The sequence below is a fragment of the Rhodopseudomonas parapalustris genome (assembly GCF_053772255.1).
In genome coordinates, this window is the sequence record NZ_JAMKBZ010000026.1 from 1 (window position 1) to 19,549 (window position 19,549).

General features: G+C 65.4%; 17 protein-coding genes. 11 read left to right on the forward strand and 6 right to left on the reverse strand.

The window, feature by feature from the left end; translation table 11 throughout:
• Window positions 1-390: 390 nt before the first annotated feature.
• A complete protein-coding gene (locus M9H71_RS19365; RefSeq protein ID WP_455406558.1) occupies window positions 391-1,590 on the forward strand; it encodes an HNH endonuclease in 1,200 nt (399 codons plus the stop codon).
• 340 nt (window positions 1,591-1,930) lie between these two features.
• Here the strand turns inward: M9H71_RS19365 and M9H71_RS19370 are convergent, their stop codons facing one another.
• Genes M9H71_RS19370 through M9H71_RS19380 form a run of 3 tightly spaced genes read right to left on the reverse strand, consistent with a single transcriptional unit; the run spans window position 1,931 to window position 5,134 of the window.
• Window positions 1,931-3,127, reverse strand: coding sequence for an acyl-CoA dehydrogenase family protein (locus M9H71_RS19370; RefSeq protein WP_455406559.1), 1,197 nt, complete (start codon window positions 3,125-3,127; stop codon window positions 1,931-1,933).
• Between the two features lie 18 nt (window positions 3,128-3,145).
• Window positions 3,146-4,282 (reverse strand): acyl-CoA dehydrogenase family protein, encoded by a 1,137-nt coding sequence (locus M9H71_RS19375; RefSeq protein WP_455406560.1) that lies wholly within the window; start codon window positions 4,280-4,282, stop codon window positions 3,146-3,148.
• A gap of 3 nt (window positions 4,283-4,285) precedes the next feature.
• Window positions 4,286-5,134: an enoyl-CoA hydratase gene (locus tag M9H71_RS19380; protein WP_455406561.1), complete on the reverse strand. Its 849-nt coding sequence runs from the start codon at window positions 5,132-5,134 to the stop codon at window positions 4,286-4,288.
• Window positions 5,135-5,458: 324 nt separating this feature from the next.
• Between M9H71_RS19380 and exbB the strand changes: the two genes are divergently transcribed.
• The 3 genes from exbB to M9H71_RS19395 are packed head-to-tail and all read left to right on the forward strand — an operon-like array spanning window position 5,459 to window position 7,555.
• The gene (gene exbB / locus M9H71_RS19385) at window positions 5,459-6,259 is read left to right on the forward strand and encodes a tonB-system energizer ExbB (protein ID WP_455406562.1); all 801 of its coding nucleotides are present in this window, start codon (window positions 5,459-5,461) and stop codon (window positions 6,257-6,259) included.
• A 4-nt stretch (window positions 6,260-6,263) separates the two neighbouring features.
• Complete coding sequence (gene exbD, locus M9H71_RS19390) at window positions 6,264-6,701, forward strand: TonB system transport protein ExbD (RefSeq protein ID WP_455406563.1); 438 nt, start codon at window positions 6,264-6,266, stop codon at window positions 6,699-6,701.
• Window positions 6,698-7,555 carry a TonB family protein gene (locus M9H71_RS19395; protein ID WP_455406564.1) on the forward strand — a complete coding sequence of 286 codons (858 nt, stop codon included), beginning with the start codon at window positions 6,698-6,700 and terminating at the stop codon, window positions 7,553-7,555. The genes exbD and M9H71_RS19395 overlap by 4 nt, the downstream gene beginning before the upstream one ends.
• 19 nt (window positions 7,556-7,574) lie before the next feature.
• On the opposite strand, the gene M9H71_RS19400 is transcribed toward M9H71_RS19395, so the two are convergent.
• Window positions 7,575-9,083, reverse strand: a complete 1,509-nt coding sequence (locus M9H71_RS19400) for an AMP-binding protein (RefSeq protein ID WP_455406565.1) — start codon at window positions 9,081-9,083, stop codon at window positions 7,575-7,577.
• Between the two features lie 322 nt (window positions 9,084-9,405).
• On the opposite strand from M9H71_RS19400, the gene M9H71_RS19405 reads away from it, so the two are divergent.
• The 6 genes from M9H71_RS19405 (at window position 9,406) to M9H71_RS19430 (ending at window position 13,556) form a co-directional block, all read left to right on the forward strand.
• Window positions 9,406-10,593 carry a hypothetical protein gene (locus tag M9H71_RS19405; protein WP_455406566.1) on the forward strand — a complete coding sequence of 396 codons (1,188 nt, stop codon included), beginning with the start codon at window positions 9,406-9,408 and terminating at the stop codon, window positions 10,591-10,593.
• Between the two features lie 14 nt (window positions 10,594-10,607).
• Window positions 10,608-11,213, forward strand: a complete 606-nt coding sequence (locus M9H71_RS19410; protein WP_455406567.1) for a hypothetical protein — start codon at window positions 10,608-10,610, stop codon at window positions 11,211-11,213.
• The gene (locus tag M9H71_RS19415) at window positions 11,197-11,589 is read left to right on the forward strand and encodes a phage holin family protein (RefSeq protein ID WP_164602376.1); all 393 of its coding nucleotides are present in this window, start codon (window positions 11,197-11,199) and stop codon (window positions 11,587-11,589) included. Before M9H71_RS19410 ends, M9H71_RS19415 begins: the two co-directional genes overlap by 17 nt.
• Complete coding sequence (locus tag M9H71_RS19420; protein WP_455406568.1) at window positions 11,586-12,299, forward strand: hypothetical protein; 714 nt, start codon at window positions 11,586-11,588, stop codon at window positions 12,297-12,299. The genes M9H71_RS19415 and M9H71_RS19420 overlap by 4 nt, the downstream gene beginning before the upstream one ends.
• Before the next feature lie 5 nt (window positions 12,300-12,304).
• Window positions 12,305-12,463, forward strand: coding sequence for a hypothetical protein (locus M9H71_RS19425; protein ID WP_230762281.1), 159 nt, complete (start codon window positions 12,305-12,307; stop codon window positions 12,461-12,463).
• A gap of 133 nt (window positions 12,464-12,596) precedes the next feature.
• Window positions 12,597-13,556, forward strand: a complete 960-nt coding sequence (locus tag M9H71_RS19430; RefSeq protein WP_455406569.1) for a YihY/virulence factor BrkB family protein — start codon at window positions 12,597-12,599, stop codon at window positions 13,554-13,556.
• A gap of 30 nt (window positions 13,557-13,586) precedes the next feature.
• Here M9H71_RS19430 and M9H71_RS19435 read toward each other — a convergent pair whose 3' ends face one another.
• Both M9H71_RS19435 and M9H71_RS19440 read right to left on the reverse strand, forming a co-directional pair.
• Window positions 13,587-14,513, reverse strand: a complete 927-nt coding sequence (locus tag M9H71_RS19435) for a response regulator (RefSeq protein WP_455406570.1) — start codon at window positions 14,511-14,513, stop codon at window positions 13,587-13,589.
• Complete coding sequence (locus tag M9H71_RS19440; RefSeq protein ID WP_455406571.1) at window positions 14,503-17,871, reverse strand: hybrid sensor histidine kinase/response regulator; 3,369 nt, start codon at window positions 17,869-17,871, stop codon at window positions 14,503-14,505. The genes M9H71_RS19435 and M9H71_RS19440 overlap by 11 nt, the downstream gene beginning before the upstream one ends.
• A gap of 255 nt (window positions 17,872-18,126) precedes the next feature.
• On the opposite strand from M9H71_RS19440, the gene urtA reads away from it, so the two are divergent.
• Window positions 18,127-19,389: an urea ABC transporter substrate-binding protein gene (gene urtA, locus M9H71_RS19445; RefSeq protein ID WP_164602388.1), complete on the forward strand. Its 1,263-nt coding sequence runs from the start codon at window positions 18,127-18,129 to the stop codon at window positions 19,387-19,389.
• Window positions 19,390-19,549 lie beyond the last annotated feature (160 nt).

The window sequence follows — 19,549 nt, forward strand, 5'->3', positions numbered from 1 at the left end:
CAGCTTCGCCGATCGCCCGTTGCTCGACATACGCCGACCGGCGTAAAAACCGCCGAGACTCTAACTGTAGCTGGATGAAAGTTCAGTGGCAGGTCAGCGGCAGGACAGGTCACGAGCCACACGCCGCACTTTCACCCTATAAAGTCTGTGACCAAACACTTCTGTCCCGTGGATGTAGACGAAGTCTTGGCCAAGTCTGGCGACAAAACACATGCCGTCTGGAAGGTGCGGCCTGAGCAGGAGGAGTAGCCCAGCCTGAAATCTGATTTCCATTTTCAAGCAATTGCGGAGACGGTTGCGCAGTTACGGCTGTCCATCAGCTATTAGCTACCTATCGTCTCAGCACGGTAACGTGAAATCAGCTAAACGCTGCTATCGTGGGGTCCAGATATGAGGACGTGCATCTATTGTGGCGTTGATAAACCGGAAGTCGAGTTTTCTGACGAGCATATCTGGCCCGACGCATTGGGGGGCGACTTCCTACCACCATTCTGGCGAACCAACGATGTTTGCGGAACATGCAATAATTTGTCAGGTGTTTTTGTAGACGGCGCTTTTATCAAGGGCTTCTTTGGTTCCGCAGAGCGGCAATACGATGGCCTTGACTATCTCGACCCAGAGAAGCCGAGTCGCGTCCTGCCTTTGAGCTATCTAGGCAGCATCCAGAATGTGCAGATGAAAGACGGAGAGATAGCTGATTTCTGGGTTTGCGCACCCGGTGCCAACATCGTCCATATCCGAGAAGCAAGTGAAGAAACCACTTGGGACTCGTACGCCGGCGGAGACCCGCGCCGTCAATCGAAGCGATCGAAGGCGGGGCGCGTGTTGATCGCTCTAACGTCGGCCGAAATTTACTGGATTTGCACAGCCCTATTGTCGGTGAAGCAACAATTCGCAAAGGCTGAGAAATTTGTCACGAATCTCGATGTCCCACCGACATGGAATCATTTCAAAGAGCTCGATCGAGCTGACCCGAAGCAGGCGGATGACCTTCGTCTTATGAATGAAATCGAAGCCATGTCTGCGCGTGGAGAGCGGCTCCACAATACAGTGACCATATCGGCAGCCGCAGATGGACGCTTTCTTGCTAAGCTTGCTTTGGCCGTCGGTTTTAAGCTGTTCGGCGAACCGTTCCTGAAGACATCCTATGGGCTGGATCTCCGGAAAGCCTTCCGTGAAGCCGATCTTCAAAAACGTCGGGCGATACCCATCCGTGGGTCAGGTTACCTGCGCAGCGTTGATCTAGGCGCCTTGAGGGACGTGCTCCGCTGGCCAGGCGGATGGGTGCTTCTCATTCTTCGGCAAGCGACTTCGCTCTCGTTGATCGTGCAGCCGCCTTCCGGAACCAGCATGGTGATCCAGATCACCGACGACGCCAAATTGTTAGATGAGCTTAGTGCGGAGTATCGCAATGGGTTGGCGTGGTTGACTGTTCCTGGTGCGTTGCGAGCGGTGGGCCCGATTTCGTATCCGGAATATATTGCGCATCAACTGCGCAGACAAAGTCATCCTGAGTTGCAACAGCTAGAGCGCATGCGCGGAAAACCGGACCGTCTTCCGCCGACTGGAATCCCGACAGACCAGGATTGATTTTCAAGCCTTCGGACAGGGCAGAGCAATGGCAAGCGTTACATAAGATCAACACCCCACCTACATTCACGCTTACGATGGATGTCCGTGTACAGTCGCGCTTGTAGTGCAGAGAATCTTACTTTGACGGCGGGTGTTGCGCTGTCCATCGTGTCGAGAAACGAGGGTATGAATAGGCGTCAGCCATGATTGACGACCGGTGCCTTAGTAACGGTTACTGAAGCATTGCTTGTTCCTGAAGTGCTCGCCCGAAGGGCGAGCCTCGAAGGATGTGGTGGCAAGCGCGTGCGGCTCATCCTTCGAGGCGCGTTGATCGGTTGGTGAGCGTTGATTGGGCCGCCTACAGCCCCAGCACCAGCTTGCTGATGATATCACGCTGGATTTCCGACGTTCCGCCAAAGATGGTGTAGGCGCGGCCGTTGAGATGCGTCGGCATCACGGCGAGTTCGTCCTCGGGAATTGCCGGCGGGGCGTTGAGGCGGTGCAGGGGGCGGGTCGGTTCGACATAGAGGCCGTCGTTGCCAATGACGTCGACGCCGAGCCGGCTCACCGCCTGGTAGATCTCGCTGGTGCGCAGCTTCAGGATCGATGACACCGCGCCGGGGTTCTGGCCGTTCTGCAGCGCCGACAGCACCCGCAGCTCGGTCATTTCCAGCGCGTCGATATCGACCTCGGCCTCCGACATCCGGATCGCGATGTCCGGATCCTCGATCGCCCGTCCGGTCGCCTCCGACTCGGCGAACGCCGCCGTCCGGTGCAGCGCCTTGCGCAGCTTGGCCGAAGCGATGCCGGAGCCGCGCTCGAATTCCAGCAAGTACTTGCCGTAGGTCCAGCCCTTGCCTTCCTCGCCAACCAGGTTCGACGCCGGAATCCGAACGTCGTCGAAGAACACCTGATTGACCTCGTGGTCGCCGCCGATGGTCAGGATCGGCCGGATGGTGATGCCGGGGCTCTTCATGTCGATCAGCACGAAGCTGATGCCGTCCTGCTGCCGCGGCTCGTCGCTGGTGCGCACCAGCGCGAACATCATGTTGGCGTTGTGCGCGTGGGTGGTCCAGATCTTGGTGCCGTTGATGACGTACTCATCACCGTCGCGCACCGCACGGGTCTTCAGCGACGACAGGTCCGAACCCGAGCCGGGCTCCGAATAGCCCTGGCACCAATAATCCTCGCAGGACAGAATCCGGGGCAGGAAGTAGTTCTTCTGCTCCGGCGAGCCGAAGCCGATGATCACCGGGCCGACCATCTTCACGCCCATCGGCGTCGGGGACGGGACGCCCGCATGGGCGCATTCGGTCTCGAAGATCCAGCGCTGCGCCGGCGTCCAGCCGGTGCCGCCGTATTCGACCGGCCAGCCGGGTGCGCCCCAGCCCTTGGCGTTGAGGGCGCGCTGCCACGGCACGCCGGTCTCCGGCTCGGAAAACACGGAAGCGTTGAGTTGTTCCGCCCGCTTCATGTCGGGCGTGAGATTGGCCGCGATGAAGTCGCGGACTTCCCTTTGAAAGGCGAGCTCGGCGTCGCCGAAGGTCATGTCCATGTCGATGCCTCGCTGTGCTTAAACTGGCCGGCCGCTGAGCGCGGCGTGGCGGCGATAATGATGGGGGCTGCCGCCGAACAACGTCTCGAACGCCAGCAGCCGTTTGAAATATGCGCCGACATCGAGTTCCTCGGTGACGCCCATGCCACCGTGAAGCTGCACCGACTGCTCGGCGACGAAGCGCGCGCCCTTGCCGATCTTGGCCTTGGCGCCGGAGCAGGCGCGGCCACGCTCGGCCGCGTCGGCTTCGGTCTTCAGCGCGGCGCGCAACGCCATCGAGCGCGCCTCATCGACCTGCACCGACATGTCGGTCAGCCGATGCCGCACCACCTGGTTGGCGGCGAGCGGCCGGCCGAACTGTTTTCGAACTTTGGTGTAGTCGAGCGTCTTGTCGGTCAGGGTCTGCATCATGCCGACCGCTTCGGCCGACATCGCCGCGAGCGCGCGATCGACCACGGCTTCGACCGCCGGATACGCATCGCCGTCGGCGCCGAGCATCGCGTCGGCGGGGACGCGCACGCCTTGCAGCGTGAGATTGCAGGCGCGACCACCGCCGAGCCGGGGATAGTCGGCGAGCGTCAGCCCGGCCGCGTCGCGCCGCACCAGGAACAGTCGCAGCGAGCTGCTGCCGTTGTTGGCCAGCCTGGCAGAGACGATGAGCTGATCGGCCGACGCGCCGTCCAGCACCGCGACCTTGGCGCCGTCCAGCACATAGCCGTCGCCATCCTTGCGCGCGGTGGTGTCGACGCGGGCGAGATCTGCGCGGGCTGCGCGTTCGGCGTGGGCGAAGGCGAGCCGCAGCGTGCCGTCGGCGACCTTCGGCAGCAGCGCCGCCTTCTGCTCGTCGCGGCCATGCTCGGCGACGAGGCCGGCGCCGAGCACCACGGTCGACAGATACGGCTCGCTGACGAGGCCGCGTCCGAACGCTTCCATCAGGATGCCGACTTCGATCGCGCCGCCGCCGATGCCGCCATGAGCCTCCGGCAGCGGCAGCGCCAGCCAGCCGAGATCGGCGAACTGCTTCCAGATCGCTTCGCTGAAACCGAACGGCTCCTTGGCGTTCTGCTCGCGCAGCTTCGTCGTGTAGGTCTCGGCGATGAAGCGGTCGGCACTTTCGCGCAGCAGCCGCTGTTCGTCACTGGGCGTGAGATCCATCGCTTACACCTTCACCTGTTTGCGCACCGACGGATGTAGTCCCGACGGATCGACGATCATTCCAAACTCCTGCAGATTGTGAGCGTGACAAAGCTGATGCAGCGCGAACGCCTGATCGATCGCGGCCGGCTGCCCTTGAATGTCCACCGAGCGATTGACCGCTTCCTTGGTCATCTTCAGCGCAAAGCTCGGCTTGGCGGCGATCCGCTGCGCGAGCGCCATGGTGAAGGCGGATAGTTCGGCGGCGGGCACGACGTGATTGACCATGCCGAGCTGGTGGGCTTCTTGCGCGCTCCAGCTGTCGGCGGTGAACAAGAGCTCCTTCGCCTTGCGCGGGCCGAGCTCCCAGGGATGCACGAACCACTCGACGCCGCAGACGCCCATCGTCACCACCGGGTCGCAGAACTCGGCCGAGTCGGCGGCGACGATCAGGTCGCAGGCCCAGGCCAGCATCAGCCCGCCGGCGATGCACTTGCCGTGGACTTCCGCGATCATCGGCTTGGCGAGATTGCGCCAGCGCCGGGTGATCTGCAGATAGATCTCCTGCTCGCGAGCCATCCGTCCGTGCGCGCCCGGCTCGCCAAAGCCGCCCCAGGCACCGACCGGCGGAAAGTCGATACCAGCTTCGTTCTTGGTGGTTGCGCGCAGATCGTGCCCGGCCGAGAAGTGCGGACCGGCGCCGGCCAGGATGATCGCCTTGACGGTGTCGTCCTGCACCGCGTCGTCGAACGCGGCGTTGAGGTCGTAGGTCATCTGCAGATTTTGCGCGTTGCGCGCATCTGGACGGTTCATCACGATGCGTGCGACCGCTGGATCCGGCCGCTCGACCAGGATCGTCTCGTAGGAGCTCATCCATCCTCCCGTTTCTTGTTGTCTCGGCTTATGGTGCCGGTTGTGTTCCGCAGAGTGTGGCAGGTCGCGCGCGCGACTGCAAACGGCTTCTCTGCCGCACCTGCGGAGGAATTCCGCGCGATGGAGCGAGCCGGCAAGCCACTGTCGGCGAATGAGCCGCGGTTCCGGAAACACCCGCTTTGAGCCAGAACAAGCCGCGTCTGCCGCGATTGTGCGATGGCCGTTCGGTATCGGTTCGGCGGCCCCAGAATTGACTTCGAGCGGCCGGCGATCCGTGCGATAGCTCGCGGCCCCGCGCCGAACGTCTTTGTCTGTCGAAAGTGGATGATGCCGCCGTTTCGCGTCCCGTCGATGATCCGCAATCTCGTCCATGCCGGCGTGTTTGGCGCTGCCATTGCGCTGCTGCACGCCACCGCCGCGCAGGCCGCCACCGACATGGCCAGCCTGCCGCGCGATCTGTCGCCCTGGGGCATGTTCCGGAATGCCGACATCGTCGTGAAGGTGGTGATGGCCGGCCTCGCGCTGGCGTCGCTTGCGACCTGGACGGTATGGCTGTCGAAGACGATCGAGCTGCGCCGCGAGACCGCGCGCGCCCGCGACGGCTTGGCCAAGCTCGAAACCGATACCACGCTGGCCGAGCTCGGCCGCGACGCCGAGGGCGCGCATGACGCGGTGTCGCAACTGATTCAGACTGCGGCGCGCGAAGGCAGCCTGTCGGGCTGGACTTTCGATGCCGACTTCAAGGACCGCGTCGCGCTGCGGCTGGAGCGAGCCGAAGCGGCGATGGCGCGCAAGATCGCGAGCGGCACCGGGATTCTCGCCACCATCGGTGCGGTGGCGCCGTTCGTCGGCCTGTTCGGCACGGTGTGGGGCATCATGAACGCCTTCATCGGCATCTCCGAAGCGCACACCACCAATCTGGCGGTCGTGGCGCCGGGCATCGCCGAGGCGCTGCTCGCCACCGCGCTCGGCCTCGTCGCCGCGGTGCCGGCGGTGGTGATCTACAACTATCTGGTCCGCGCCATCGCCGGCTATCGGTCGCTGCTCGGCGATGCCTCGGCGCAGGTGCTGCTGCTGGTGAGCCGCGACCGCGGCCGCTCGGCGCGGCAGATGCGGGCAGGCTGAGGCGATGGGCGTGCGGCTCGGCGGACGGCGGCCCGCGACAGAGGACGATCTCGAGGTCGCGCACGAGATCAACGTCACGCCGTTCATCGACGTGATGCTGGTGCTGCTGATCATCTTCATGGTCGCAGCCCCGCTCGCCACCGTCGATATCGGCGTCGATCTGCCGGCCTCGACTGCGGCGCCGCAGCCGCGACCCGACAAGCCGGTGTATCTGTCGGTGCAGCCCGACCTGACGCTGGCGCTCGGCGAGACCATCGTGGCGCGCGACGCACTCGGCTCGGCACTGCAGAGCGCGACGAACGGCAACAAGGACGAACGGATCTTCCTGCGCGCCGACAAGGCGGTCAGCTACGGCGAGCTGATGGCGGTGATGAATCTGCTGCGCGATGCCGGTTATTTGAAGGTCGCGCTGGTCGGGCTCGACGGCCGGGATCAGCCATGAACGACTACGCGCTGCACGAGACGACGGGCCGCGGCCGCAGCCAATGGCTGCTGTCGGCGGCTGCGATCGTAGTGGCGCATTTTGGACTGATCGCGGCGGCGGTCGCCTGGTATCAGCAGACCCCTTCGCCGGGCGTCGAGATGCCGGCGATTCTGGTCGACATGGCGCCGGCGTCGGCGGCGCCGGCGCTGCAGCCGCAGGACCTGGCGCCGGGGCCGCAGATGCAGGAAGCGCCGGCCCCGCAGGAGGAGGCGAAACAGCCGCCGCCGCGCCCCGCTCCCGAGGCTGCGCAGCACCTTGCGGCGCAGCAGCCCGAGCCGCCGGCGCCGCTGCTGCCGACGCCGGACGTCGTGCTGCCGCAGCCGCCCGCTGCCATCGAGCGTGCGGAGCGCGAAGAGCCCAAGCCGAAGCGCGAGGAGGTCAGGCGCGAGCGGATCAAGCGCGACGCGGCGAAATCGAAACCGCATCGGCATCCGCCTGCGCCGCGCACCACCGCCGCCCCGAAGGCCGAGCGGCAGGCGGCACTCGCCGCTGCTCCGAGCGCCGGGCGCGCCGCCGCTGCTGCGGCGCTGCCGTCCTATCGCGACCGGCTCGCCGCGCATCTTGCGCGCTACAAGCAATATCCGGCTGCGTCACGGGCGACTCGCGAGCAGGGCACCGCGATGCTGTCGTTCACTGTCGGCCGCAGCGGCCAGGTGCTCGGCAGCCGGCTGGCGCGCAGCTCCGGTCACGCCGCGCTCGATGCCGAGACCCTGGCAATGATCCGGCGCGCCCAGCCGTTGCCGCCGTTCCCGAGCGAGATCACACAGTCGTCGCTGAGCTTCACCGTGCCGGTGCGGTTTTCGCTGCAGTGAAGCGTGGGGCCGATCGGCGTCACGCCTGTCCGTGCGCCGCTTTCACGGCCGCGCGGTCGATCGCGCCCTTGGCGTCTTTCGGCAGGGCTTCGACGAACACGACGTGCCTCGGCTTCTTGTAGCGCGCGATCAGCGAAGCCACGAATTCGGCGAGCGTCTCGGCGTCGATGCTCTGGTCCGGCTTGCAGACGCACACCGCCTTGATCGCCTCGCTCCATTGCGGATCGGGCACGCCGATCACCACAGCTTCGGCGATCGCCGGGTGCTGCTTCAACGCACCCTCGACCTCGGCCGGATAGACGTTCTCGCCGCCGGTCTTGATCAGCTCCTTTTCCGGCGCGCGGCCGGCATAGAACAGATAGCCGTCGGCATCGAACCGGCCCATGTCGCCGGTGTGGTGCCAGCCGTTGCGGAAGGCGTGCTGGGTTGCGGCGGCGTTGTTCCAATAGCCTTTGAACACGGTCGGGCCGCGCAGCACGATCTCGCCGACTTCGCCCGGCGGCAGCGGCCGGTCTTCGGCGTCGACCACCGCGACAGTGCGCCAGAACAGCGGCCGTCCGGCGGATTTCGGCCGGTCGCGATACGGCGCGAACGTCGAAAGACCTGAGGTCTCGGACTGGCCGAACGTCGTCCAGAACGTCGCGTCGGGGCAGGCGGCTTCGAACCGCTCGATCGTCTCCGGCGTGTCGAGCCCGGTTACGGCGCGCAGGCTTTTGAGCTGCGCTGGTTGCGCCTGATCGAGAATGTTGCCGAGCATCGGGGCGAACTCGGCCATCACCGTCACCTTGTGGGCTTCGATGTCGCGCGCCGCCTGCGCCGGGTCGAACTTCGCGGCGATCACGCTCGCGCCGCCGGCCTGCTGCAGCGTCAGCATCAGGCCGAGACCGGTGACGTGAAACAGCGGCAGCATGCCAAGATTGACGTCGGCTTCGGTCAGACGCCACGCTTCGACCAGCGAGCTTTGCGCGATCAAGAGATTGCCCTGCGAGATCAGCGCGCCGCGCGGCCGGCCGCCGACCGCCGCAGTGTGGATGATGACGAAGCCGTCGGCGGCGCCGAACTCGGCCGGGGTGAAGGGAGCCTCCGAGGACAGCTCGGTGAACGGCGCGAACGGTCCGCTGCCGCCCCCGATCGCGTAGGCGGTCTGCACGCTGCCGAGCGAGGGCAGCACCCCGGCGACGATGTCGCGATAGTCGGAGCCGGCGATCACCACGCTGGGCGCGCCGTCGCCGAGCACGAAGGCGATCTCGTCGGCGTTGAGCCGATAGTTTACCGGCAGCAGGATTGCGCCGATCAACGCCACCGCGCCGATCAGCTCGACCATCTCGATGCAGTTCTGCGACAGGATCGCCACCCGGTCGCCCGGCCGCACGCCGTCGCGCAGCAGGCCGCTCGCCAGCCGCTCGGCCCGCGCCAGATAGTCGCGGTGGGTCAGGCGGACGCCGTCGACCACGAAGGCGGTGCGCTCGGGAAACAGCACCGCGTTGCGGCGATAGACGTCGGCCAGCGTGAAGTCGTGAAGCGCCATCATGTCCCCCCTGTACGGGTCGCGACCGCAGGTTCGCGGCGAGCCCGGATTGTCGCGCCGCCGGTTGGCCGGCATTCGCGCTTCGCTTTGTAGCGAACATCGTCAGGAGGCGGAAAGCATGATCGCACGGGGCGGCCGTATTCCGACCTCGTTACCGCTCGATCCGGCAGCCGGCGTGGGCGGTGCGGCGTATTTCGGATGTCGGAGCGCTCCCGCCGCTTCCCCTGCTGTTCCCAAATCCCCATTTTTATGAATGGATTGCCGGCAAGGAACATAGCCGACACTGTCGAGTTGGGGACGCAGACAAGAATTGGAGGCTTTGATGGCCCACGACACGCGCAGCCTGGATGAAATTCGCCGCGACACCGAGCGTACCCGGGCCGGCCTTACCGAGACCGTCGGCCAATTGCGGGCCACGGTTACTCACACCGCCAACGACGTGCGGGAGAAATACTCGCCGACGGCGATCAAGGCGGAGGTCAACAGCTACATCAAGTCCCGTGGCGAAGACATCGCCGATGGCGTCCGTGACTCGATCCGCAACAATCCGGTCCAGGCGGTGGCGGTCGGCGCAACGCTGGCCTATCCGCTGTGGAAGATCGTCCGTGCGATCCCGACCCCGGTGCTGATGATCGGCGCCGGGCTGTATCTGGCTGGCACCCGCTCGGGCAACGAGCTGACGCAGCGCGCATCCGACAAGGCCCGCGATCTCGCCGGCGACCTCGAGCGCCGCGCGCGCGACTTCTCGGCCGATGCCGCCGATACGGCTGCCGCAGCGCGGGAATACACGTCCGGCGCGATCGATGCCGCGGGTGAGGTGGTGGCGAGCCGCGCCGAGCAATTCCGCCAGACGGCGACCGCGACCGCCGCCGATCTCAAGCGTAAGGGAGAGGATCTCGGCCGCAGCGTGGCCCAGGGTAGCGACGAACTGCGCCGCCGCGCCAGCGCCACCGGTGAGGAGATTGCGGGCGATGCCGAGCGGCTTGCCGTGCGCGGGGTGGGGCTCGCCGATGCGGTGTCCGACACCGTGCGCGATGCGGCTGATCAAGTCCGGGAGCGTGCCGGTGACGCGGCGAGCCGGTTGCGGGAGACGATCTACGACACCCGCGACGCTGGCGTCGATGCCGCCGCGCGGCTGCGCGATCAGGCGATCGACTTCGGCGATCGGGCCGGCAAAACCGCCAAACAGACTTTCACCGATCATCCGCTGTTGGTGGCCGGCGCCGGTCTGCTGATCGGCGGACTGATCGCCAGCGCCTTTCCGCGTGTCCGCGCCGGTGGTAAGCGCGTCGGCCGGCAGGTCGGCGAGCGGGCCAAGGATGTGGTCGCGCGCGGGGTCGATAAGGGCCGCGCTGCCTACGAAGGCGCGGCGCGCGAAGCCGAGCAGCAGGGATTGACCGGTGAGGACCTGGCCGCGAACGTCCGTGAGCTCGGTCAGCGTGTTCGCAAGGTGGCCGAAGCCGCCGCTACCTCGTTCGAGGCGCCGTCGCCCTCGCACAACAAGCATTGATCGGAGACATCCAGATGGCTGAGCAGATCGTCAAGACTCCCAGCACGACCGGCGGCGGCATGAGCGGACGCGAACAGCCGCCGAAGACGGCCAAGAAGGACACGGCGGATCGGTCCGTCTCGTCCCGTGCCGGCGAAGCGGAGCAGGATATCAAGGAGCGGATTGTGGGCATTGTGAGCCATTCGGCAGAAACGGCTCGCGCCAAGGCCGAGGAATTCGCCGACACCGCGAAGGATTTCGCGGCCGAGGCGGGCGAATCCCTGAAGCACCGCGCTTACGAAGAGAAGCAGGCCGGCGCTGACTACGTCGCCCATATCGCCGATGCGATCCGGCGCGCCTCGCGCGAGTTCGACGACGATCTGCCGATCGCGGGCGTCTACATGCGCAAAGCGGCCGCGAAGGTCGAGGACATCTCGGACACCGTGCAGCGCGGTGACCTGTCCGACCTGGTGCACGGGGTGCAGGATTTCGCGCGGCGGCAGCCGACGGTGTTTCTCGGTCTTGCGGTGCTCGCCGGCTTCGGCGCGGTGCGGTTCTTGAAGAGCTCGCGGCCCTCGCAGGACGTTCGCGTCTCCGCTGCCGATGCCAATCGGAGGTTCGACGATGACACCGCCGAATAATCGCTCGATCCCCGATCTGGTCGGCGACGCCTTCACCCAGTTCGCCAAGCTGGTCAGCAACGAGTTCGAGCTGGCTCGCGCCGAGATCTCCGACAAGTTCGGTCAGATCGGTCGGGCCGTCGCGCTGATCGGTGCCGGCGCGGTGATTTTGATTCCAGGCCTGGTGGTGCTGCTGATGGCGGGCGCCGCGGCGCTGGTCGAGCACGGGTTCAGTTCGTCGATCGCGTATCTGATCGTCGGCGGCTGCACCACCGGCCTCGCGGCGTTGCTGATCGGATTTGGTGCGAACCGGTTGTCGCCAGAGGCACTGAAGCCCGAGATGACGATCGAGCAGTTGCAGCGCGACAAGGAAGCGGCCGGGGAGATGATCCGATGACCAAGAAGAATGGCTTGCCTTTGATCGCCGATCTCGGCGGCGCGATGCGACGCAATCCGGTCTCCACCGCGCTGATCGGGATGGGGCTGTTGTGGCTGTTCACCGGCGACCGCGCCAAGGCCGGCGCGTCGCGTCTGGTGCACGGCAGCGGCCTCGATCGCGTACCGGACGTCGCCAGCGACGCGATCGAGCGCGTCGGCGAGCGCTTCGCGGACGTCGGCGACAGATTGTCGGACGTGCGCGACAATGCCGCGACTGCGGCGACCGAAACGGTGCGGCTGGCGCGCGAGCGCGGCGCCGAGGCGTTCGATCGTGCGTCTGACTTCGGGCGAGCGATTCCGGAAACCGGTGCGGACCTGTTCGACAGCGCCAAGACCAAGCTCGGCGATCTGTTCGAGGATCAGCCGCTGCTGCTCGGCGCGATCGGCGTCGCGATCGGCGCCGGCATCGCCGCCTCGCTGCCGGCCACCGAAACCGAACGCGAATTGTTCGGCGACACCAGCGACGCGGTGAAGGCGCAAGCGCGCGATTACGCGCGGCAGCAGGCGGCGCGTGCCAGCGAAATGGCGCGGGATGTCGCGGGTGCCGCGGCTGAAGAAGCCCGCCGCCAGGGGCTGACGCCCGAGGCCGCGATGGCGGCGGCGCGCGAGGTCGGCGAGAAGGCCAAGCGGGTCGCCGAAGCCGCCGATGACAACGTGCGGCTGGAGTGATCGCGATGGCAGACGACAAGGCACCCGACGATCGCCCGGACGATGCGATGAAGAGCGGGACGCGCGAGCCCTGGAAGAAGCCGGGACAAAGCTCGCAGGTCGATGACCAGAATCCGCCCGACAAGCCGGATCTGGAACGCTGGCAGAACTCCGAGACGCACTAAAAGTCGACACCCATCCAACCGTCGGGATCAGATGACCGCTGCGGAGCCGAGCATTGCCGCGCGCCGAGGATGGCGCGCATCTGAACGTCGTCGCCCGAAAGAGGCGAGGCGGCAATCCGCCTCGCCGTGGCAGGTGCTGAGCGGAGAGTGGAAGACAGTCGCGACCGGCACCTACGCGCGTATCAACGACGATCGGCTGTTCCTGGTCGCTGCCGGCGTGGTATTCTATTGGCTGCTCGGTCTGTTTCCGGCGATCACCGCGCTAGTGTCGTCCTATGCACTGTTCGCCGACGCCGGCACGATCAGCGGACACCTCGCGCAATTATCGGGCGTAGTGCCGGCGGGCACCTATTCGGTGATCGAGGACCAGGTCGGCCGGGTGCTCGCCAACGGCCAGACCAGGCTCGGCCTCGCTTTCCTGATCAGCCTGTCGCTGGCGCTGTGGAGCGCCAATGGCGGCGTCAAGGCAATCATCGACGCGCTCAATGCGGTTTACGATGTCGAGGAACAGCGCGGTTTCATCAAGCTCAACGCGTTCTCACTGCTGCTCACCTGCGGAGCGCTGTGCGCGGTGCTCGCGTCGATCGGCCTGGTGATCGCGGCACCGATCGTGTTGTCGCAAATCGGGCTCGGTAGTCTCGTGGCGGTGGCGGTCGACTACGGGCGTTGGCCGGCGCTGGCGGCCTTGACGTTTTGCGGACTTGCACTGTTGTATCGAACCGCCGCGAACCGTCCGTCCCCGCCGTGGCGCTGGGTCGTGCCGGGCAGCATGGTGGCAACGCTGAGCTGGCTCGCAGGCTCGGCGGCGCTGTCCTATTATCTGGCCAATTTCGCCGACTACAACGCGACCTACGGTTCGCTAGGTGCGGCGATCGGTCTGATGATCTGGATGTGGATGACGGCGATCGTGGTGTTGGTCGGAGGCGAGTTCAACGCCGCGATCGAAGCGTGCGCCGGCCGCCTCGGCCGTGCCGACAACGCATCGGCCAGCCCCCAAAGCAGCTCTGCCGCTGATCGAGACACCGGGCGACCAGGGCCCTCTCAACGGGCAGAACCTCACGGTGGAGAGTCGCGTAGCGCTGTCTCGAACTAGCGCGGGGCATTCGATTGTGCGACGGAAGCGTCAATCGCGACGGCTGGCGTTGGTGGCGATCGCTGCGGCGGCAGTGCGGTTCTCGACGCCGAGCTTGGCGTAGATCTGCTCGAGATGCTTGTCGACGGTGCGCGGGCTCAGGCCCAGGATCTGCGCGATATCGCGGTTGGTCTTGCCTTTGGACAGCCACGCCAGCACTTCGCTTTCGCGACTTGTCAGGCCGAACTCCGCGGAGAATTGCGCCGGCGCATCGGTGGCGGTGTCGCGCGCCAGCCGCAGCAGGAATTCGTTCGGCCCGAGTTTGCCCATGTATTGCAGGCGCAATTCATCGTTGCGCAGCATCGACGATTTCATCGGCGTCTTCGGCTGGGCAAGGCCGGTGTGCAGTTGCTCCAGCCATTCCAGCCACGGCCTCGGCAGGTCGAGCCGGATGCCGTCGTCCGCCGTATCGTCGGCGGCGATCAGCTTCTGTGCCTGCGGGGTCGCCCACAGCACTTTGCCGAGACGGTCGACCGCGAGCAGGAAGCGCCCCGACACGTCGAGGGCAGCGCGGGCGCTCTGGCTGACCCGCGCGTTGTTGAGGTGCACACGGATCCGCGCCAGCATCTCGACGATCGCAATCGGCTTGGTGACGTAGTCGACGCCGCCGGCCTCCAGCCCGCGAACGATGTGCTCGGATTCCGACAGGCCGGTCATGAAGATCACCGGCACGTCGGACAGTCCCGGGCTGCGCTTCAGTCGCCGGCAGGTTTCGAATCCGTCCATGCCGGGCATCACCGCGTCGAGCAGGATGATGTCGGGGGTGATCTGCTCGACGATCCGCATCGCCGCAGCGCCGTCGAGCGCGACCATCACCGTCATGCCGGCGCCGTCGAGCGCGTCGGTCAGCATCCGCAACGTCTCTGGAGAGTCGTCGACGACCAGAGCGATATCGCGCTTCTTCATATCATTGTTCATGGCGATACAGCGTGTTCAGCGTCTTCATGTAGGTATCGAGGTCGAATTGCTCCACCATCGTTCGCATCCGAGATACGAACGCCCAGGTCTCCGGATAATCGGTGTGGATCTGATCGAGCTTCGACTCGATGCCGCGGATGTAGCCGATCTTGCCGAGCTCGATCAATTCCTCGACGTGCTGCATCGGCGGGTGTTGAATCTCGCTGGAGCTCTCCGCTGCCGCGGTAGCTTCGCCCTTGTAGATCCAGTCGATCTTGAGGAGCTGGCCGATCAGTTCGAGCAGCCGTGGAATGTCGACCGGCTTCATCAGATAGGCGTCGTGGAACGATTGCGACAACAGCGTGCCGTGCGCCTCCAGAGCGCTCGCCGACAGCATCAGGATTCGCGCGTGATGGTGGCCGTGGGTACGCAGCGTTTCTGCCACCGTCCAGCCGTCCATCCCCGGCATCGAGATGTCGAGCAGGAACAAGTCGGGTTGGCAATGTTCGGCAAGGTCGATGCAGGAATAGCCGTCGGTCGCCACCAGCACGATGAAACCGAGCGGAGCCAGCGTGTCCTGCAATAGGCCGCGCTGCGCCGGATCGTCGTCGGTGACCAGAATGGTCTTACGCGGGCCGTGATAGCCGAACACCGGAGCGCGGATCGAGCGGGTGCGGGTCGGGTTGGTCACCTCCGACAGCAGCAGCTTGACGCGGAACACCGAGCCCTTGCCGGGCGTCGAGGCGACGGTGAGATCGCCGCCCATGACGCCGGCGAGCAGCTTGCTGATGGTGAGGCCGAGGCCGGTGCCGCTGTGCGGCTGTGCGGCGCCGAGCGCACCGCGTTCGAACGGTGCGAAGATCCGCTCGAGATCGTCGGCGTGGATACCGGGGCCGGTGTCGCGCACTTCGAGTTCGGCGACCGGGTTGCGGTAGTGCACGATGAAATGCACGCTGCCTTCCTGCGTGAATTTGATGGCGTTGGACAGCAGGTTGATCAGCACCTGGCGCAGCCGCTTCTCGTCGGCATAGACCATCGGCGGCAGATATTGCGGCCGCTTGAACACGAACTCGACGTCCTTGGCGGCGGCCTGTAGCCGGAACATGCCGACGAGCTGATCCAGGAACTCGCCGAAGCGCACCTCGTCGCGCGACAGATACAGCCGGCCGGCCTCGATCTTCGAGATATCCAGCAGGCCGTCGATCAGACCGGACAGATGATCGGCGCTGCGCCGCATCAGCCGGATCTGATCACGCGGCCGCGGCGGCAGGCTGTTGTCCTGCTCGAGCAGTTGCGCGTAGCCGCTGATCGCGTTGAGCGGCGAGCGCAGCTCGTGGCTGAGGCCGACGACGTAGCGGCTCTTGGCGAGGTTTGCGGATTCGGCCGCCTCCTTAGCGCGCTGCAGTTCGGCATCGGTCTGGCGGTGGGCGTCGATTTCCTGCATCAGCAATTGCGTTTGCCGCCGCGTCTCGGCCTCCGCCGCCTGCCGGCTCAGCCGCGCCAGTACGAACAGCCAGCTCACCACGCCGACGATGATGGTGAGCGCGAAGAACAGCTTCCAGAGAATTTCGGCCAGCTCGATCCGCTGCGCCTCGTTGGCGGTTCCGACCTGCAGATAGATCAGCAGCAGCGATAGGCCGATCAGTCCGGTCGAAACGGCGAATACAGTGAGATAGTGTCCGACCTGCGAATTCAGCAACGCGTAGGCGCGCTGCGGCAGGACCTTGCCGAGCGCTTCGGTCAATTGCGCGTCGATCCGTGCGTGCGGTTTGCACAGGTCGTGGCAGCGGGCATCCAGCGAGCAGCACAGCGAGCAGATCGGCCCGGCATAGGCCGGGCAGGAGGCCATGTCCTCCGGCTCGAACGAATGCTCGCAGATACAGCACTTGATCGCCTCCATGCCCTGCCAGGCGCGCTTCGGATTGCGCGCCAGGTAGAACCGGCCGCCGGTCGCGTAGGCGATCACCGGCGCGATGACGAAGGCGACCGCGAGGGCCACGAACGGCGCCAGGGCATTCGCGGTCGGCCCGAACACGCCGTAGAACGCGCTGATCGACACGACGGTCGCGATTGTCATCGAACCGACGCCGACCGGATTGATGTCGTACAGATGCGCGCGCTTGAATTCCATGTGGCGCGGTCGCAGCCCGAGCGGCCGGTTGACCACGAGATCGGACACCAGCGCGCCGACCCAGGCGATCGCGACGTTCGAGTACAGCGCCAAGGTGTGCTCTAGCGCCTTGTAGACGCCGATCTCCATCAGCAGCAGCGCCACCAGAACGTTGAACACCAACCAGACGACGCGTCCGGGATGGCTATGGGTCAGCCGCGAGAAGAAGTTCGACCAGGCGATCGACCCCGCATAGGCGTTGGTGACGTTGATCTTGATCTGCGACAGGATCACGAACGCGCCGGTCAGCGCCAACACCAGGCCGGGCTGGTCCAGCACGGTGCGGAACGCCTCAAGGTACATGTGGGCCGGCTCCGCCGCCTCGTCCAGCGGCGCGCCGCGGCTCAGCGCGAAATACGCCAGGAACGATCCAGCCAGCAGCTTAAGCGCGCCGGGCACGATCCAGCCGGGGCCGGCGCTGATCATCGCGATCCACCAGGCGCCGCGCGAGGCGCGGTGGTCGCGCGGCAGAAACCGCAAGAAGTCGACCTGCTCGCCGATCTGTGCCACTAGCGCGAACACCACCGAGGCCGCGGTGCCGAACAGCACCAGGTCGAGCTTGCCGTCTGGGCTGCCGTGCTCACCGGCGAATTGGGTCCAGCCCACGAACGATTCCGGACTCTTGATCGCGATCGCCGCGAACGGGAGGATGTGCAGCAGCACCCAGAACGGTTGGGTCCAGAGCTGGAACCGGCTGATCAGGGTGATGCCGTAGGTGACCACCGGAATAATGATGACCGCGCTGAAGAAATAGCCGATCGGCAGCGGCAGGCCGAAGCACAGTTCCAGCGCGTTGGCGAGGATCACCGCCTCGATGGCGAAGAAGATGAAGGTGAACGAGGCGTAGATCAGCGACGTGACGGTCGAGCCGATATAGCCGAAGCCGGCGCCGCGGGTCAGAAGGTCGATGTCGACGCCGCATTTGGCCGCGTGATAGGCGATCGGCAGGCCGCAGCAGAAGATGATCACGCCGCACACCAGGATCGCCGCGGTGGCGTTGGTGACGCCGTAGTTCAGCGTAATGGTGCCGCCGATCGCTTCCAGTGCCAGGAACGAGATGGCACCGAGCGCGGTGTTGGCGACGCGCGAAGCCGACCACCGGCGCGAACTCTTTGCGGTGAAGCGAAGCGCGTAGTCCTCGAGGGTCTGGTTGGCGACCCACTGATTGTACTGGCGCCGGACGCGATCTATGCGCTGCCGCCCCGCCACGCGCTTCTCCTCTTCTTTGCTCGACCCTAGCGCCGATCCGCCGGCGACACTGCCGGTTTTGCCGTCACGGCGCGCGCAATTTGTCGGCCTCGAGCTCGTTGTTGCGTCACCGGACTAAGCCCCGGCGCCTACCAAAAAACCTACGTCGCGATCTTGCGATGCAACATACGTGATCTTGCGTATCGGTCCAGCCGCCGAATTCGTCGATCGTTTCCCCGACTGCACTCGCGTCCACGAACCACGAAGGGGTAGTTAATGTCAGACGAAACCAAGACGGGCCTGAACTCGCCGCTCCGGCGTAAACTGCTGATGGGGATGGCGGCGATCCCCGCCCTCACGATGCTGCCGCGGACCTCGTTCGCCGATGTGCCTGCAACTTCTGCGGTTAATACGACCGGACTCGCGGTGACGGATACTGAGGTCACGGTCGGCATCCTGCACTCGGTCACCGGCACGATGGCGATCTCCGAAACCGGCTCGGTGCAGGCCGAGAAGTTGGCGATCGAGCAGATCAACGCCGCCGGCGGCGTGCTCGGCCGCAAGATCAAGTTCGTGCAGGAAGACGGTGCCTCCGACTGGCCGACCTTCGCCGAGAAGGCCAAGAAGCTGCTGGTCAATGACAAATGCGCCGCCGTGATGGGCTGCTGGACCTCGGCCTCGCGCAAGGCGGTGCTGCCGGTGTTCGAACAATACAACGGCATGCTGTACTATCCGACCTTCTACGAAGGCCTCGAACAGTCCAAGAACGTCATCTACACCGGTCAGGAAGCAACCCAGCAGATCATCGCCGGCCTCGACTGGGTCAACAAGACCAAGAACGCCAAGAGCTTCTATCTGCTCGGCTCCGACTACATCTGGCCGCGCACCTCGAACAAGATCGCCCGCAAACACATCGAGAACCATCTGACGGGCTGCAAGGTCGTCGGCGAGGAGTACTTCCCGCTCGGCCACACCCAGTTCAACTCGGTGATCAACAAGATCAAGCTGACCAAGCCGGACGTCATTTACGCGATCATCGTCGGCGGCTCGAACGTCGCGTTCTACAAGCAGCTCAAGGCGGCGGGCATCGACCTGTCGAAGCAGACGCTGCTGACCATCTCGGTGACCGAGGACGAAATCGACGGCATCGGCGGCGAGAACATCGCGGGCGCCTACGCCTGCATGAAGTACTTCCAGTCGCTCGATAATCCGAACAACAAGGCGTTCGTCGAGGCGTTTCACAAGATGTGGGGGCCGAAGACGGTGATCGGAGACGTCACCCAGGCTGCCTATCTCGGCCCGTGGCTGTGGAAATTGACCGTCGAAAAGGCCGGCTCGTTCGACGTCGACAAGATCGCGGCGGCGTCTCCGGGGGTCGAATTCAAGGGCGCGCCGGAAGGCTACGTGCGGATCCACGAGAACCATCACCTCTGGTCCAAGACCCGCGTCGGCCGCGCCAAGGCGGATGGTCAGTACGAACTGGTCTACGAGACCGCCGACCTGGTCGAACCCAACCCGTTCCCGAAGGGCTACCAGTAAGCGTCGACGGGCGCCGCCTCTGCACACTGCGTCATGCGCGGGCTCGACCCGCGCATCCATCTCCTTCTCGAGAAGATGGATCGCCGGGGCAAGCCCGGCGATGACGCTGGGAGTGTCGAGGGGCGCCGGCGACTTCACCGCGTCCGGATCAATTCAATCT

Excerpts from the sequence above, each read along its gene's own strand:
- exbD (WP_455406563.1), top strand. The coding sequence starts at position 6,264 with ATGGGCGTGCGGCTCGGCGGACGGCGGCCCGCGACAGAGGACGATCTC.
- M9H71_RS19365 (WP_455406558.1), top strand. The coding sequence starts at position 391 with ATGAGGACGTGCATCTATTGTGGCGTTGATAAACCGGAAGTCGAGTTT.
- M9H71_RS19370 (WP_455406559.1), bottom strand. The coding sequence starts at position 3,127 with ATGGACATGACCTTCGGCGACGCCGAGCTCGCCTTTCAAAGGGAAGTC.
- M9H71_RS19415 (WP_164602376.1), top strand. The coding sequence starts at position 11,197 with ATGACACCGCCGAATAATCGCTCGATCCCCGATCTGGTCGGCGACGCC.
- M9H71_RS19405 (WP_455406566.1), top strand. The coding sequence starts at position 9,406 with ATGGCCCACGACACGCGCAGCCTGGATGAAATTCGCCGCGACACCGAG.
- M9H71_RS19425 (WP_230762281.1), top strand. The coding sequence starts at position 12,305 with ATGGCAGACGACAAGGCACCCGACGATCGCCCGGACGATGCGATGAAG.
- M9H71_RS19410 (WP_455406567.1), top strand. The coding sequence starts at position 10,608 with ATGGCTGAGCAGATCGTCAAGACTCCCAGCACGACCGGCGGCGGCATG.
- M9H71_RS19420 (WP_455406568.1), top strand. The coding sequence starts at position 11,586 with ATGACCAAGAAGAATGGCTTGCCTTTGATCGCCGATCTCGGCGGCGCG.
- M9H71_RS19395 (WP_455406564.1), top strand. The coding sequence starts at position 6,698 with ATGAACGACTACGCGCTGCACGAGACGACGGGCCGCGGCCGCAGCCAA.
- M9H71_RS19400 (WP_455406565.1), bottom strand. The coding sequence starts at position 9,083 with ATGGCGCTTCACGACTTCACGCTGGCCGACGTCTATCGCCGCAACGCG.
- M9H71_RS19380 (WP_455406561.1), bottom strand. The coding sequence starts at position 5,134 with ATGAGCTCCTACGAGACGATCCTGGTCGAGCGGCCGGATCCAGCGGTC.
- M9H71_RS19435 (WP_455406570.1), bottom strand. The coding sequence starts at position 14,513 with ATGAACAATGATATGAAGAAGCGCGATATCGCTCTGGTCGTCGACGAC.
- exbB (WP_455406562.1), top strand. The coding sequence starts at position 5,459 with ATGATGCCGCCGTTTCGCGTCCCGTCGATGATCCGCAATCTCGTCCAT.
- M9H71_RS19375 (WP_455406560.1), bottom strand. The coding sequence starts at position 4,282 with ATGGATCTCACGCCCAGTGACGAACAGCGGCTGCTGCGCGAAAGTGCC.
- urtA (WP_164602388.1), top strand. The coding sequence starts at position 18,127 with ATGTCAGACGAAACCAAGACGGGCCTGAACTCGCCGCTCCGGCGTAAA.